General features: G+C 44.9%; 14 protein-coding genes. 8 read left to right on the top strand and 6 right to left on the bottom strand.

The window, feature by feature from the left end; translation table 11 throughout:
• The first annotated feature begins 181 nt into the window (after positions 1-181).
• The gene (locus DESDE_RS00320; RefSeq protein WP_014792061.1) at positions 182-1,948 is read left to right on the top strand and encodes a methyl-accepting chemotaxis protein; all 1,767 of its coding nucleotides are present in this window, start codon (positions 182-184) and stop codon (positions 1,946-1,948) included.
• Here DESDE_RS00320 and DESDE_RS22930 read toward each other — a convergent pair.
• Positions 1,938-2,072, bottom strand: a complete 135-nt coding sequence (locus tag DESDE_RS22930) for a heparan-alpha-glucosaminide N-acetyltransferase domain-containing protein (RefSeq protein ID WP_427846207.1) — start codon at positions 2,070-2,072, stop codon at positions 1,938-1,940. The two genes, DESDE_RS00320 and DESDE_RS22930, sit on opposite strands and share 11 nt — an antisense overlap.
• A gap of 283 nt (positions 2,073-2,355) precedes the next feature.
• On the opposite strand from DESDE_RS22930, the gene DESDE_RS00325 reads away from it, so the two are divergent.
• Together DESDE_RS00325 and DESDE_RS00330 are read left to right on the top strand one after the other, a co-directional pair.
• Entirely contained in the window at positions 2,356-3,357 is a 1,002-nt protein-coding gene (locus DESDE_RS00325) for a hypothetical protein (protein ID WP_014792062.1), read from the top strand.
• A gap of 35 nt (positions 3,358-3,392) precedes the next feature.
• On the top strand, positions 3,393-5,120 hold the full coding sequence (locus tag DESDE_RS00330) for a hypothetical protein (RefSeq protein WP_014792063.1): 1,728 nt from the start codon (positions 3,393-3,395) through the stop codon (positions 5,118-5,120).
• Between the two features lie 56 nt (positions 5,121-5,176).
• Here the strand turns inward: DESDE_RS00330 and DESDE_RS00335 are convergent, their stop codons facing one another.
• On the bottom strand, positions 5,177-5,935 hold the full coding sequence (locus DESDE_RS00335; RefSeq protein ID WP_014792064.1) for a heparan-alpha-glucosaminide N-acetyltransferase: 759 nt from the start codon (positions 5,933-5,935) through the stop codon (positions 5,177-5,179).
• A 147-nt stretch (positions 5,936-6,082) separates the two neighbouring features.
• The gene (locus DESDE_RS00340; RefSeq protein WP_014792065.1) at positions 6,083-6,931 is read right to left on the bottom strand and encodes a glycosyltransferase; all 849 of its coding nucleotides are present in this window, start codon (positions 6,929-6,931) and stop codon (positions 6,083-6,085) included.
• A 157-nt stretch (positions 6,932-7,088) separates the two neighbouring features.
• Here DESDE_RS00340 and yabG point away from each other — a divergent pair, with 157 nt between their 5' ends.
• Together yabG and DESDE_RS22235 are read left to right on the top strand one after the other, a co-directional pair.
• Positions 7,089-7,922, top strand: coding sequence for a sporulation peptidase YabG (gene yabG, locus DESDE_RS00345; RefSeq protein ID WP_014792066.1), 834 nt, complete (start codon positions 7,089-7,091; stop codon positions 7,920-7,922).
• Between the two features lie 265 nt (positions 7,923-8,187).
• Entirely contained in the window at positions 8,188-8,337 is a 150-nt protein-coding gene (locus DESDE_RS22235) for a hypothetical protein (RefSeq protein ID WP_207636038.1), read from the top strand.
• 349 nt (positions 8,338-8,686) lie between these two features.
• Here DESDE_RS22235 and DESDE_RS00350 read toward each other — a convergent pair whose 3' ends face one another.
• Complete coding sequence (locus tag DESDE_RS00350) at positions 8,687-9,034, bottom strand: L,D-transpeptidase (protein WP_014792067.1); 348 nt, start codon at positions 9,032-9,034, stop codon at positions 8,687-8,689.
• A gap of 135 nt (positions 9,035-9,169) precedes the next feature.
• Here DESDE_RS00350 and DESDE_RS00355 point away from each other — a divergent pair, with 135 nt between their 5' ends.
• The gene (locus DESDE_RS00355) at positions 9,170-9,979 is read left to right on the top strand and encodes a cyanophycinase (RefSeq protein ID WP_014792068.1); all 810 of its coding nucleotides are present in this window, start codon (positions 9,170-9,172) and stop codon (positions 9,977-9,979) included.
• Positions 9,980-10,092: 113 nt separating this feature from the next.
• The gene (gene cphA, locus DESDE_RS00360; protein ID WP_014792069.1) at positions 10,093-12,744 is read left to right on the top strand and encodes a cyanophycin synthetase; all 2,652 of its coding nucleotides are present in this window, start codon (positions 10,093-10,095) and stop codon (positions 12,742-12,744) included.
• Between the two features lie 127 nt (positions 12,745-12,871).
• On the opposite strand, the gene DESDE_RS00365 is transcribed toward cphA, so the two are convergent.
• Positions 12,872-13,324, bottom strand: a complete 453-nt coding sequence (locus tag DESDE_RS00365) for a DUF4405 domain-containing protein (protein ID WP_014792070.1) — start codon at positions 13,322-13,324, stop codon at positions 12,872-12,874.
• 60 nt (positions 13,325-13,384) lie between these two features.
• A complete protein-coding gene (locus tag DESDE_RS22935) occupies positions 13,385-13,570 on the bottom strand; it encodes a 4Fe-4S binding protein (protein WP_427846208.1) in 186 nt (61 codons plus the stop codon).
• A gap of 179 nt (positions 13,571-13,749) precedes the next feature.
• Here DESDE_RS22935 and DESDE_RS00375 point away from each other — a divergent pair, with 179 nt between their 5' ends.
• On the top strand, positions 13,750-14,406 hold the full coding sequence (locus DESDE_RS00375; protein ID WP_242831296.1) for a MerR family transcriptional regulator: 657 nt from the start codon (positions 13,750-13,752) through the stop codon (positions 14,404-14,406).
• Positions 14,407-14,544 lie beyond the last annotated feature (138 nt).

Consider the following 14,544-nt stretch of genomic DNA (forward strand, 5'->3'; position numbering starts at 1 on the left):
TTGTATTAATCGTCGAATATTCCCAAAATAATGACTATTGGCAATAAGCAAAATTAATAAAATTATGTTGCATTATGGAAGCAAATAATGAATAATGGTTTAAGGGTCTGACCGCCAACTTTTACATAATTAATGCCTGTATTACAAAAAAGAGTAAAAACTAAAGAGAGGAGCAAGAAAATTGAAAAGTATCAGGGCACGTCTAACGTTAGCATTTATCTTGACATCAGTACTAATGAGCATTGTTGTTGGGGGCTATAATATTTACCGGCAGATGGATATGGTAGAAAAGAATGTAGCAACCTACAGGGAGACCCTCTTTGCCGAATACGACCGGGGAATTAAAACGGATGTAGAAATTGCTATCAGCGTCATTGAGAAGGTATATAAGGAACAGCAAGGAGGTTTGCTCACAGAGGAAGAGGCTAAGGTCAAGGCCGCCGACTTAGTTCGGGATCTTCGCTTTGAAGGGGAGAATTACTTCTGGGTCGATACCACTGAAGGAATTAATGTGGTTCTTCTGGGGCGGGATACAGAAGGAAAAAGTCGTCTTGATGCGGTAGATCCGAACGGTTATGCTTATGTGCGGGATGGATTTGTTAAAAATGCACTGGCTGGTGGGGGCTTCTCCAATTATGAATTTGCCAAACCCAATGAGACGGAGCCTAAACCCAAGAGAGGGTATACCCAGCTCTTTGAACCCTATGGCTGGGTGGTAGGAACCGGCAACTGGGTGGACGATATTGAGGTGGAGGTTGTTAAACAAGAGCTGATCTATCAAGATCAGATGTTAAATGATATTATCCGGATTGCCGTCGCCATGATTTTGGGTTTAGCCCTGGTGAGTGCATTTGCCTTTAAGCTTAGCCAGAATTTCGCCAGGAGAATTAAAATCGTGGCACAGGGCGCCAATGAAATTGCACAGGGCAATCTAAATATTGAGAAAATCCAAGTGGATTCACAGGATGAACTGGGTCAATTGGCTCAAGATTTTAACCATATGACGGAGAATCTTATTCAATTGGTCAAACAGGTTTCTCTGGCTTCGGAACACATCGCCTCTTCTTCTCAACAATTATCTGCTGGGGCCGAACAATCAGCCCAGGCTTCTAATGAGGTAGCAGGTGCTATCACTGAGGTTGCACAGGGGACAGAAAAGCAGATGACCGCAGTGAATGATGTGGCTGCCGTGGTGGAAGAAATGGCAGCGGGAATGGGGCAAGTGTTAAACAATACGGAATATGTGGTTCGTTCAGCTGAGGGAACAGCAAAAGCCACCGAGAAAGGTCAACAATCTATCCATACAACCATTAATCAAATGGACCATATCCAAAAAGCGGTTAATCATAGTGCTTCTTTAGTGGAGCAACTGGGTATTCGTTCCCAAGAAATTGGACAGATCGTTGAGGCCATCTCCGGGATCGCGGATCAGACCAATCTTTTGGCTCTCAATGCAGCTATCGAAGCAGCACGGGCCGGAGAACAAGGAAGAGGATTTGCGGTGGTTGCTGAAGAGGTTCGGAAGCTGGCTGAGCAATCCCAGATTGCAGCGAAACAAATAGCCGATCTCATTGGGGAGATTCAAGAGGATACCCATAAAGCTGTAGACTCTATGAAGAATGGAACACAAGAGGTTGAGATAGGGTCCAAGGTGGTCTATGAGGCAGGCAGCGCTTTTGAAGAGATTGCCAGGCTTATTCAAGAGGTCACCGAGCAAGTTCGGGGTATCTCCCATGAGATTGAGGAAATTTCCCATGGCAATGAACGGATTGTTTCCTCCATTCATGAAGTCAATCAGATCAGCAAATCCATTGCCGAACAGACTCTCAATGTGTCGGCTTCGACTGAGGAGCAATCAGCCTCTGTGGAAGAGATCGCCTCCTCCAGCCAAATGCTGGCCAAAATGACAGAGGATATGGAGCAGGCACTTCGTAGATTCAAGATATAAAGGCGAAGTTCTTTAAGGTAAAGATAAGCCCAACTAAAATGGGTTGGTGTATTAAATAAATCCATAAGGAGTGGCGGCTGATCCATGCAAACATGGGGTAAGCCGCTCTTTTTTTGTGCGCCAGCTAATTGAAACTAGTGTGCGCTAAATTTGTCGGAAAAAGGATAACAAAGCAACATAAGGATAATATTTGAAATTTAGTATATATATCCTAAAGATTGATGTTTTTTTCTACGATAACTTTTATAGGGGATTATCTTAAATATGGCAAGGAGGTATCAAGATTAAAGAATATGGAACAGGGAAGGAGAGAGTTATTGTTCTGGTGACATTTAGGGCTAATCGATTCACTGCTTAGTTCCTGTAATGTATTACTTATCACCTACAATGAAAAGAGGAGAAATCTAATGTTCATTAATTCAATCAAAGCATCAAATATTGATCTACTATCTGTCGTACAAAAAAGATCTGTAAATGGCGGGAGTTATAATAAGAGGGATGGTGTAGACTACCTCCGGAAAGCCGGTCACTCCGCTTTAAATGACTCTGATAAGTATTTGAACTATAATATCGCTTTGGGCCGGTGGCAGGCGAATATTGCCGACCTCAGTCAGAAAAGCGAAAAGACGAATGACCCCAATATCTTTACGATGGATCAAGGGGAGATATCGCACACTTTGGCTAAAGTTCGGAAACAGGCACAATCGGTTGATTATTCCGGTATGAGTGATACGGAAATTTACCAGACCATCACAGCACGCTATACGCAGGTTTTTGGCAATGACTTCATGCGTGAATCTAATGCTTTTAATTTTTTTATTCAAACCAACGGAGCATATAAAGACGTAGTGGAATCCTACAATAATGAGCTCCGCCAGCAGTTTGACAGCCCCAGCCAGATTTACAGTGTTGCCCGAAAGGCCACTTATGGGAGCATGACGTTTGAAGAAATCACCAAGGCTATCAAATCCAAATATCCGCCCTTGGCAGAGCAGACCTTTCGGGAGACGATGGCGATGTGCGGTGAATTGTTGCGATCAGATGTCGATGATTATCAGCTACGATTCTTAGTCCATAATACGGCCAATATGCTGTCGAGTATGTATGATAACTCGAAGCACACGCCCCAGAGCATTGAGGCAAAACTTGCATTCAGAGAATGGCTATTGGATCAGAAACTGGATCCCGGAGCTATGGCTTTTTACCTTGATGCTCGAAAACTTGTTGGGCATTCAGTATCGGAAGATGTACATGGTATGATGAAAGATTCTTTTGGGATGTCGCGAGGAGCTAATGGCCGCTACGATTCTGGTTTTGACTTCGAGATATGGATCAAGCAATATTTGCAGCATCTAAATGACAAGGGGCCTATGGAGGATGCCTTTGACGACTGGTTTACAACTCATTAATTTGACCGAATAGAAAAGATGAGGAGAATGTGGTTATGAAAAGGTTTATTACATTTGTTTTATTATGCGCTTTAATATTGAGCGTTGTTCTGCCGCCGCCTGTACAAGCGGGACCTGCACTTCCTTTACAATCTTTGGAGATAACAAGTGTTCATTTAAGTGATTATGCATATGCCGAAACCTTACCAGGCCCAGGGCAAGATCGATGGTGGGAATATCCTTTGACAGCAAGTGGCACGAATGTAAGCAAAAATTTACCAAGTGAAAAAAGATATGTTCGTATTGATTATAAACAAATGGGAAATTTAGTAGGCAGCCAGTCGAACACCCTTGATGGGCGCGCTCCGGTCACCTCAAATGTATTGCATTTTCTCGATGAAGATGGCAATGTTATAAATTACGGGATGGCATATGGATTTATAATGTACGATGTTTTTGAAATAAACCCTAATACCAACCAAAGCAGATATAATATCAAATTAATGGATACTAGGGCGCCTTTATATAAAACTCTTGAGGCTAACCTGTCTATAACCTGGTATGGTAATTCTCCAGCAGGTTCTCCTCCGGTTTCTGTTATTTATAATAGTGAAACCTTTCCAGACTATGCCGTTGCAGTAGGTACGGACACTACAATGGAATATCAGCTTACCGGCGGCGGTTGGACGACATGCAGTGCCATTCAGGTTCCCCTGGCGGTTTCCGATAAATTGTTTTGGGTTCGTTACGCTCAGACAGATACTGAAAGTGCTTCTCCTGCTAAAATAATACAGATAAAACCACGCGGGCCATTTCCAAGCAACATATCTCTCAATAGGACTACCGGAATGATTACCGGATTAACAGAAAATATGGAAATGCGTCTCGACGGTCAGATTTATAGGACGATCCCTGAGGAAATACTACTTAACGGTGTTTTATCAATCATTCAGAGTCTCGAATATGGAGAGACAGCAAGAATTGATTTTAGGTATAAAGCTGAGGAAAATGAGCCCGCGAGTTTATGGGGGGGCTGGACCCTTACAGATCAATCTCCAGCTGCGCCTGCCGTTTCGTATGACCCATATAATAATCATTCAGTATCTCCTATAACCTCCGCCATGCAATATCGCTATGATGGAGGTCCCTGGTATTCTTTAACCGGTACAGGCAGTTATAGCTTATCGGTATATTCACGAATGAGCAGTCAAAAAACTGTGGAATTTGAAGTGCGCTATAAGGCCACAGGTACACAGTCTGCTTCCCAGATTAAAAAAATAACTTTGCCTAAACTAAGCCCTGCACCATCAGGAGTAGGATTAGGTTATAAAGATGGTAAATATTCTTTTCATTATGTAAAGCCAAATGTTTGGTATCAGCATTCAACAAGCCCAAGCTTTACTAGCAGTACTACTCGCACTACCAGAACTACTACAACAACATTACCTTGTGACTTTCCCTTGAGCTATGGGGATAAAATATATCTAAGAACCGGCACTCCTATCTCTAGTGTCTCTTCTGCTTGTGTAGAGTTTACTGCGTGGATAAATACTTCAACTTCAACTATTCTTGATGGGAAAGGTTCAAGCATGGGTTTATTTGAAGGTAATAGTTTGGAAGATAATGTGTCTTTAGACCCTGCTGAAGGTGCAATTAGTGAACAAGAGTTAACAGAATTTGCGGAGCTGATTGAGATAGAAGACAGTCATGCCGAATTTGGGGAGTCATCTGCTCAGGCAGAAGAGCCGTTGATTGAAATGCCCACTCTCAGTGAAGATAATTGATGGGATAAAACAAAAAGAGGTGTCGGGTTCGACTGAGAAGCAGGCGCTTCACAGATTCAAGATATAAAGGCAAGGGCCTTCAAGGCGAAAACAAGCCCAAGCAAAATGGGCTGATGTATCAAGTAAATCCATAAAGAGTGGCGGCTGACCCAGGTAACCATGGGGGAGGCTGCCCTTTGTTTTTGAGCGTCCTTTTGACCTGATTTATCGCGATTCTTCTTGCTCTTTTTCGCCGAAGAAGCGGAGGTTTTTGCCTTGCTTCGGTTCGCAAAGAAATAACGATAACAGAGAACTCCCAAGAAGGTTACCCCGCTATAAGGAAATAAAGGGTAAAAATCCAAAGTGGAAAAGTCAGGATAGATGAACCCCAGAGGAAGGAGAAGAGGGGTGTTCACTACTTGGTTCTTGATAATAAATCCGATGCCTATGGACAGAACCGAGCATAGAAGGAGTACGCTATTGGGAAGTTTTCGAATTAGAGGATAGAGAGCCATCATAACCCCTAAGAAATGGAGAATTCCAAAGCGGATATATTCCCCGGGAAAGGCGACATAGGTCACCAGGGTAATAATCATCCCAAAAAATAAAACCCGCAGTCCGTTTTTAAGGGGATGCTTGCTTAAACCGCTGCTTAGGCCGGAAAGGAAAATAAAAAGCAGAGCAGCCGTTTTACCGATGATAAACCATAAAGGGTTATTCACATCAACAGCCAAATTGGTCCATTGATCTAAATCATAAATGAGATGATAAGTAATCATTAAGGCAAGAGCCAGAGTACGTAAACTATCAATGACGGGAAAACGGTTTGGGGACAAGAGCTTCATCCTCTCACAATTAATCAAAGCCTGCCATTGTCATGACGGGCTTTTGAAAAGGCAATGCCTTTAGGCGACGCCGGATTTTCTATATTACTCATATTATATCAGGTCAGAAAGTGAACACCAAGGTACCAGTTTCATAAATTATCCGCTAAACTGTACATCTCTTGGAATGATTAAATGATTTTCACAATAGGAATGAGAGGCGTTTAAAGATTCTGCCCAAAGCTGGAGAATATCAAAGCGCCGTTCGGGATGATATCCCAGCATTTTGTGTTTTCCCAGAGAACGTGTGACCTCTTCGTTACGAGCCAAAGTCAGCCCCATCACACAGTCGCCGATGATGGTCTCGGCGATGAGACGAGCATGGCGGCGGTGCTTGCGAGGGGATTTAAGATCTTGATGGCGTATGGAGGTGGCTACTTTAACCTTGAGGTCGAAACGCTTGGCTAAGACCAGAGTCAGGGGAGGAATAGCGATTGCTTCAGGGATAAGCAGTTCCAGTGCCCGAGCAGATAAGGCATGGGGTCCATGGGTAGGGGTAGCATTTCCTAAAAACTGAAAGTAGCCTAATTCCTTATTCAAACTTCCCCTAAAGCGCAGGACAAGATTAGCCAGCTTAGCGCGGTGAGTAATGTAAGGATAGCAGTTGGTTAAGGCTACATCCGTACCTTCGTCTAAGGCGGCCAGGAGTCTTGATAAGCCGTCATAAATATCTCCCGAGGTATCTCCATCCACAAAAAGGACTCCATGAGTATTAAGGGAACGGGCATAAAGAGCCCCAATGGCCCGGGGGACATCGATGCCCAGGGGGTCAGCAAAATAAATGGTATGGATGCGCTGATCCAGGATGGAGCGGGTCAAATCCAGAGTCCGATCGGTACATCCATTGAGAACCAAGATGGCTCTTTTTATGGGCAATCTTAATACGGTTGCTAAGACAGCCAGGATGCTTTTTTCTTCGTTTTGGGCGGGAATGATCACATCGTACATGCTATCCCTCCTCAGGGAAGCTTATTTTAGCTGTTCAGAATGTCTTTCAAAGAATAGTATTGTAAACCTTACTTTCCAAGCAGAGTTTTCTATATTTATATGCCTTTTTTTTTCTTTGGTCATAGGATATAGGGAAGAGGTCGGAAGGAGGGCGCAAATGTTAAAAGTTGGCGACGTTGTAGCTAGAAAATCCCATAAACAAGACTTATTTTTCCGTATTGAGCAAATAATGTCGGTTAAGGGAGAGCGGATTGCAATCTTAAAGGGAATTAATCTTAGGCTTATAGCTGATGCACCTCTTCAGGATTTGGTGGAAAAAAACCCATCAGAAGTCGCTCATTATCAACGGGAAGATTACCAGGATATATACAATAAGCTGAAAATAGTGGTCAATCAGCGTAAATATGTTCCAGAGGCTCAGGATGAATTCTATGAAATTCCAGGGCGGGTGCTTCACCTGGATGGGGATGAGGAATATCTAAGTCAATGCATCAAGACATATCAACAGCTGGGACTGGACGCTAAAGGAATCTGCATATCTGAAGTGGAGCAGCCTAAGAAGATACGGCAGATTCTTCAGGAAAATCCTACGGATATCGTGGTCCTCACGGGGCATGACGGGTTTCTCAAAGGAAAAAAGGATTTCAAGAGCCTTGACAGCTATCGGAGTTCCCGCTTCTTCGTCCAATCCGTCATTGAGGCCCGCCGCTTCCAGCCTAATCGGGATGCCCTGGTAATTTTTGCCGGGGCCTGCCAATCCAATTACGAAGCCATTATCAGAGCAGGAGCTAATTTTGCTTCCTCTCCCAAAAGGACTTTGATTCATGCCTTTGATCCGGTCTTTATCGTGGAGAGAATCGCCTTTACTCCCATTGATCAGATGGTATCCCTGAAGGAAATCATTCAGCATACGGTCACCGGTACCGACGGCCTTGGCGGAATCGAGACCCGGGGTCATCTCCGCAAGGGGTATCCGCGAAGCCCTTACTAATCATGGAAGAGCGCCTGCATTCATCCACGCAGGCGCTTATTACATTTTTAGCCCCCTGAGGCATGGCCGGCTACTCTGAAAAAGATCGGAAAGCTAATTCTCCAGGATTTTGCTTTCGGCGTTCACTCTATAAGCTGCGCGGAGCAATCTAATCGCTCAAGACCTCCGCTACGCCGGGCGTACCTGCGCCGCTAAGTAGTCTCCGTGGCGTGTCGGCTTGGGCGAAACCCTCGCCCGGGTTTCGTGCCCAAATCGCTCCTGCTCAATGGGCGGTTGGAAACGTCCTGTTTCCAACCCGACTCCGCTGCAGCCTTTTCGCGAAGAGTGCTTACCTGCTCGCTTAGAATCCGTTCTCTGCCTTAAAGCAAAATCCTTGGGCTGTCTTTCGGATCTGAGCGGCGCGGATGTAGGATAAGGCTACACGGCCCGAGCAACATTTTTATCCTTTGCTCGTGCCACCCCGCGGCATGGGTGTCTACCCTGAAAGAGGCTTATAAAAAGCTCCGGAAAAAGTGCTAAAAAAGGCCCGCAAGTGTAGCTTTACGCACAAGAGCGAACGGATTTAGCGGAGGGGCGACCGGTTAACAAAGCTTTCTTAACGTAGCGGAGCCACGGTTCACATCAGGTATTACCCAAAGGTTTGGCGCAGCTGTTAAGAAAGCGAGTTCACCAGCCCTGGAGCTATGAAGTGAGCGATGTGCGTAAAGCTACCCGCCCAGACAACGCTTTTCATCCTTTACTGGCCCTGGACACGGTATGGCCAGCTACTCCGTTATAACCACCGGCGTCCCCACGCCGACTTGGTTATAAAGAGCCTCCACATGATGATTATGCATACGAATACAGCCTAAGGATGCTTGAGTACCGATGCTGGAGGGCTTGTTTGTTCCATGAATCCCGTAGTCCGGGAGGGATAGGCCAAGCCAACGGGTTCCGAAGGCTCCGCCGGGATTAATAACCTTAGTAGACACAGCATAGTTCCCTAGAGGAGTGGGGGTTGCGTTTTTGCCTACGGCACAAGGATAGCAGGCTAAGAGTTGATTGCCATCATAGAGCTCTATTTGTCGCGAGGAACGACGGATCATAATTTTTCGCTGGGGTATCGGATTCATCGGGTTACCTCCTTCCCTATTCCTTTAATCAGTGTATGTTTTCTGAAGGTAAAGGAAACTCAATCTTTTTAGATTCTGAATAATCCGCAGGGGTTAAAGCGGAAAATAAGAGAAGCAAGCAAAGGGAGGAATTTCATGAATCATTACGTGGAGGGCAAGCTCTTAATCATCGGTGGAGCCGAAGACAAAAAGGGAGAGTGTAAAATACTGAAGCGGTTTATCCAAGAAGCGGGGGGAAAGGAAAGCCGTGTGGTGGTTTTGACCGCTGCCACGGAAATGCCGGAGCAGGTAGGTTCTGAATATAAGGAGCTCTTTGAAAGCTTAGGGGCTCCTGAGGTACAGGTCCTGGATATAGACGAAAGGGTCTCAGCCAATCGGGAATCCGTATCTCAGGAATTGCAAAAGGCTACCGGGGTTTTTTTCACGGGAGGAGACCAGCTGCGCATCACAGGAATTTTAGGGGGAACCCGTTTAGGGACAACCTTACATAGCCTTTATCAAAGAGGAGTCATTATTGCCGGAACCAGTGCCGGGGCTTCAGCCATGTCCGATACTATGATCGTGGGCGGGGAGGCGGGTACGCCCAAAAAAGATACCTTAACGATGGCGCCTGGTCTTGGTCTGCTTCATTCAGTTGTCGTGGATCAACATTTTGCCCAGAGGGGTCGTATCGGTCGACTGCTTTCAGCCATCGCCCAAAACCCTAATGTTCTCGGGGTGGGTATTGATGAAGATACCTCCATTCTTGTCTATTCGGATGGGCATTTTACTGTGGTAGGTAACCAGACCGTTACAGTGGTGGATGCTTCCCCTACCATGGCCAGCAATGTATCGGAAATTTCGCCGGGCCAAGCCCTCGTTCTTACCCCTGTTCTCATGCATATCTTGTCCGATGGCTATCGTTTCGACCTCAAAAGAAGAGCGGCAAACATAAATCTTACTTAGGGTATTTACCTTAGAACATCTGGAAAAATGGGAAAAAAGAATATTGTGCCGGAAAAAGGTAAAAATACTAGAGGTGTACTTTTCCCATAGGTTGAAGGAGGACAAATAGCACAATGGAGATACTGAAAATCCAGGCGATCCCGGGAGCTAATGTCTACAGCTATCGACCGGTCATCCGGGCCGTCGTGGATCTCCAGGAATGGACAGAACGAACAAGCGACACCTTTGGAGACTTTAATACCCGTCTGGTTCAATGTTTGCCCACTCTTTACGAGCATTTTTGCTCCCGGGGCAAACCGGGAGGATTTGTAGAACGGTTGAATGAGGGAACTTTAGTCGGACATATTATTGAACATGTAACCATCGAGCTCCTCACTCGTGCAGGACAGAATATTCCTTATGGGAAAACCCTATGTCTGCCTGAACATCCAGGTCATTATGAAATCATTTTCAATTACGATTCACTTGAAGGAGGAATCGAAGGCTTCAAGCAAGGCTATAACCTGGTGCAAGAGTTGCTATCCGGACAAAAACCCATTGTCACAAGCAAGATCGAGAGCATTAAGGAAGTTATTCGAAGGTTTGAGCTGGGTGCTTCTACCCGGGCAATTATTGAAGCTGCCGCAGGGCGGGGTATTCCCGTTATACGTTTAAATGACAGCAGTCTTCTGCAATTGGGCTATGGACGCAACCAAAGGAGAGTTCAGGCTGCTATGAGTGACCAGACCAGCTGTATCGGTGTGGACATTGCTTGTGATAAAGGGTTGACGAAAAAGCTGCTCTATGAAGGGGGAATTCCCGTTCCCGATGGGGTGATTGCCTGGGATGAAGAAGAGGCAGTGGAAGGATTTCACCAGCTGGCTCAGCCTGTCGTGGTCAAGCCTTATAACGGAAACCAGGGAAAAGGTGTGACCCTGAAGCTTAAGAACGAGGCTGAGGTTCGGGCGGCCTTTCGAGTGGCTCAGGCCTATGGGGATCAAGTGGTCGTCGAGGAGTATATTGAAGGAAAGAACTACCGGCTGCTTGTGGTGGGTGGAAAAATGGTGGCAGCTGCCGAGCGTATTCCGGCTCATGTCATCGGAGATGGGGCTTCTACGGTGGAAGAGCTTGTTCATCTCGCCAACTCCGATCCCCAGCGGGGAGAGGACCATGAAAAGGCCTTAACCAAGATAAAAATTGACCCTGTTGTCCTGATGACCTTGACCCAAAAGCAGATCTCTTTGGAGACCGTACCTGCCGATGGGGAGGTTGTTTATCTGAGAGATAGCGCTAACTTAAGCACAGGGGGAATTTCCGTGGATGTTACGGATCAAGTTCACCCTGATAATGCTGCTTTAGCCGAGTATGCTGCGCGAATCGTTGGGTTGGATATTGCAGGGGTAGATATGGTCCTGGAGGATATTGAGCAGCCTTACCAGGAGCAACGTGGAGCGATTATCGAGGTCAATGCGGCTCCGGGCTTAAGAATGCATCAATCCCCAACCGTGGGCCGGCCTTTGGATGTGGGGAAGACCATCGTTGACCGTGTCCTGCCCAAGGGAAATGGAAGAATTCCCGTCATCTCGGTTACCGGAACCAATGGTAAGACGACAACCACGCGGATGATCGGAAAAATGCTGATGAATCGGGATTTAGTAGTGGGAATGACCGCCACAGACGGTATTTATGTAGGGGGTAAGCTCCTTCTCAAGGGAGATACCACCGGACCGGAAAGTGCTCAGATCGTTCTTCGTCACCCTGATGTTCAGGTGGCTGTGCTGGAAACGGCACGAGGCGGGATATTGAGAGCCGGGCTGGCCTATGATTATGCCGATGTAGCAGTAGTGACCAATGTAGCCAACGACCATCTTGGCCAGTATGGAATGGAAAGCTTAGAAGATATTGCTCATGTCAAAAGTCTTATAGCCGAGGTCGTTCGTCCCCATAGCTATGTGGTCCTCAACGCCGATGATCCATTAGTTGCTTCCTTTGCCCGGAAAACTAAAGGCAAAGTTATTTTCTTCAGTACCGAAAAAGATAACATTACTATACGCAAGCATTTGGCTGTGGGAGGGATCGCCGTCTTCGTACGCAGGGGGAATATTCTCCTTTGCCAAGGGGAGCAGTCCCATAAGATTTGCGGGGTAAAAGATCTGCCGGTGACCTGGAATGGGAAGGCCCTCCATAATTTACAGAATGCTTTAGCGGCCATCGCCGTGGGATGGTCCCTGGGGCTTGAGGGTGAGGGAATCCGCACTTCTTTGTCGGAGTTTACATCCGATCCGGAATGCAATCGTGGACGTTTGAACCCTTATACGATTGGGGGAGTTCAGGTCTTCATCGACTATGGTCATAATGCGGCGGGGGTTAAGGCCATTGCCCAGACCTTGAGGAAGTTTAAGGCTCCCGCAGTGGTGGGTTGTGTGACCGTACCAGGAGACCGGCCGGATGAAACCATCCGGGAAGTCGCCCAGGTAGCGGCCAGAGGTTTTCATCGGCTGATTATTCGCGAGGATGGGGATCTGAGGGGACGGCAGCCTGGTGAAATTGCCGGGATTATCATGGAGGAAGCTATTGCTTCAGGTATGGATCCCCGAAGAATTTCCGTTGTTCTTCCAGAACGGGAAGCTTTCTGCCACGGCTTGGATACCTGCAAACCCGGAGAGATTTTCGTAATGTTCTATGAACACCTGGAGCCTATTGAGGAAGAAATCGCCCTCCGTCTCGAATGCGGCCAATTAACTAAAGAAGGGTTTCTTGAAGTAGGTAATCTAGGAGCCATCTAGTTCCAAAGCTATCGCAATGAAGCATGCTCTCCTTACTGCTAAAGTGCTTGGCAGGAGGAGAGCGTGCTTGGAAACGGTAGGGTGATTGAATACAATCACCGTTTTCATTTTAAGTCTTCTAATTGTTTCAAATTTTCTTTTGCATGTGAAAAAACCTATGCCAGCGCCGTTTGATGTGTACTGTTAGACTGAAAAGTAGAAAGAGACCGATAATGTTATGCGAATCAATCAAGCGATGATGTTGTATTGATTCCTGAAAAATGCTTCCTGCCTGGGATAGAGCTATCCAAGCGTAAAAACCAGTTCCCATTACTAGAATTGATTCAATGAAAAGAAGTCGATGCCTAGTCAGGAGTTTCCAATAGCGTCTCTTGTGAATTATACAACCAGTCAGAAATGCGATCGCCATTACTCTGTGGGTATTTAACCATACTGACTTCTGCACACCTATAAACGTTTCGCGTATGCTGCCGTCACCCACGTGGAATTTTAAAAACATTATTAACCCTGTACCAAACACACCAAGATATACTGCAAGAAGGAATATATTTATTCGGCGGTTTTTCTCTTTCTTATTCAATACTCTTTACCTCCTTTGTGTTTGGTGTCTAAATTAAACATCTTCCCCTGGCCAAAAAGCTCATTCATCCCCCTTTTTTGAATATTTAATGATGGCTCCAAATTCACATTCTTTTTCACATTGATAGCAACCAACACAATTGTCGGGATGAGCAAACCTAACATGCTTGTGAAAAGGCAGATTAACTTTTCCAAGTACCTTCTTCTTGCAGGAAAGGATACATTTCCAACATGGCCTTGCAGAGATTTGTGTTAATTACTAAATAATTATTGTGCAAAAAGCATTCCCCCCATACTATAAAGTGTAAAGTGACACTTATCGATTACTATATTAAATTGTTATTTTTAACTTGTCAATGTATAATTCTAATAAGTGTATAATTCTGATAAGTGGAGGTTCAGATCTAATTGGAAGAACAATTTCGAATGAACGAAATCACCAAAAATACCGGCATTAACAAGTCAACAGTTTTATACTATTTATCCTTAGGCCTACTTCCGGATCCAATAAGAACATCAAAAAACATGGCATATTATCCTGCTATATATCTTGATATTATCCCTGTAATCCGATATCTCCAGGAAAAAATGCACTTGCCTTTGGGTATTATAAAACAACTAATTGATAATATTGGTTTTCAAAGATTTACAACAGAAAATGCGATTCATTATTATGAAACATTCCTAAGCCCGCTCAAGCAAAAGGAAGATCATGTTTTTTATAATAGCAAAGAATTCATAAATATCTCAAACCTGGAATCTCATGAAATTCGCCAATTGGAAAACAGCGAATTGCTTTTTCCATCAGGAAGTGAATTATATTGCAATGAAGACTTGCTTGTAGCAAATGCGTTTAAAAAGCTGAAAGACTATGGGATTACAGTTTCTGATATTAAAAAATTAGCTGATAAAACTGAAACATTAGCATATGAGATTCATGAACTCTATCACAAATATGCAAAAGGATTAGACTCGGAAGAAGAACAAGAACTTACAAAAGCTATGCGTAAGGAGCTTGAGACGATCTTTGGTTATTTGATAAATAAATACATGCAATTAATTTATAAAGAAGAGAATGAATAAGTATATTCTTCCTTGCCATCATGGAATAAGAACCTTTCACGGTGCAAAAGTTGAGTTAAATAATTAAATAAGACAGATACTAGAAGAACCGGGTTATCTTAGGGTATAATAAATAGAAATACTATTCGAACGTTCGGA

This window comes from Desulfitobacterium dehalogenans ATCC 51507, assembly GCF_000243155.2.
Lineage (GTDB): Bacteria > Bacillota > Desulfitobacteriia > Desulfitobacteriales > Desulfitobacteriaceae > Desulfitobacterium > Desulfitobacterium dehalogenans.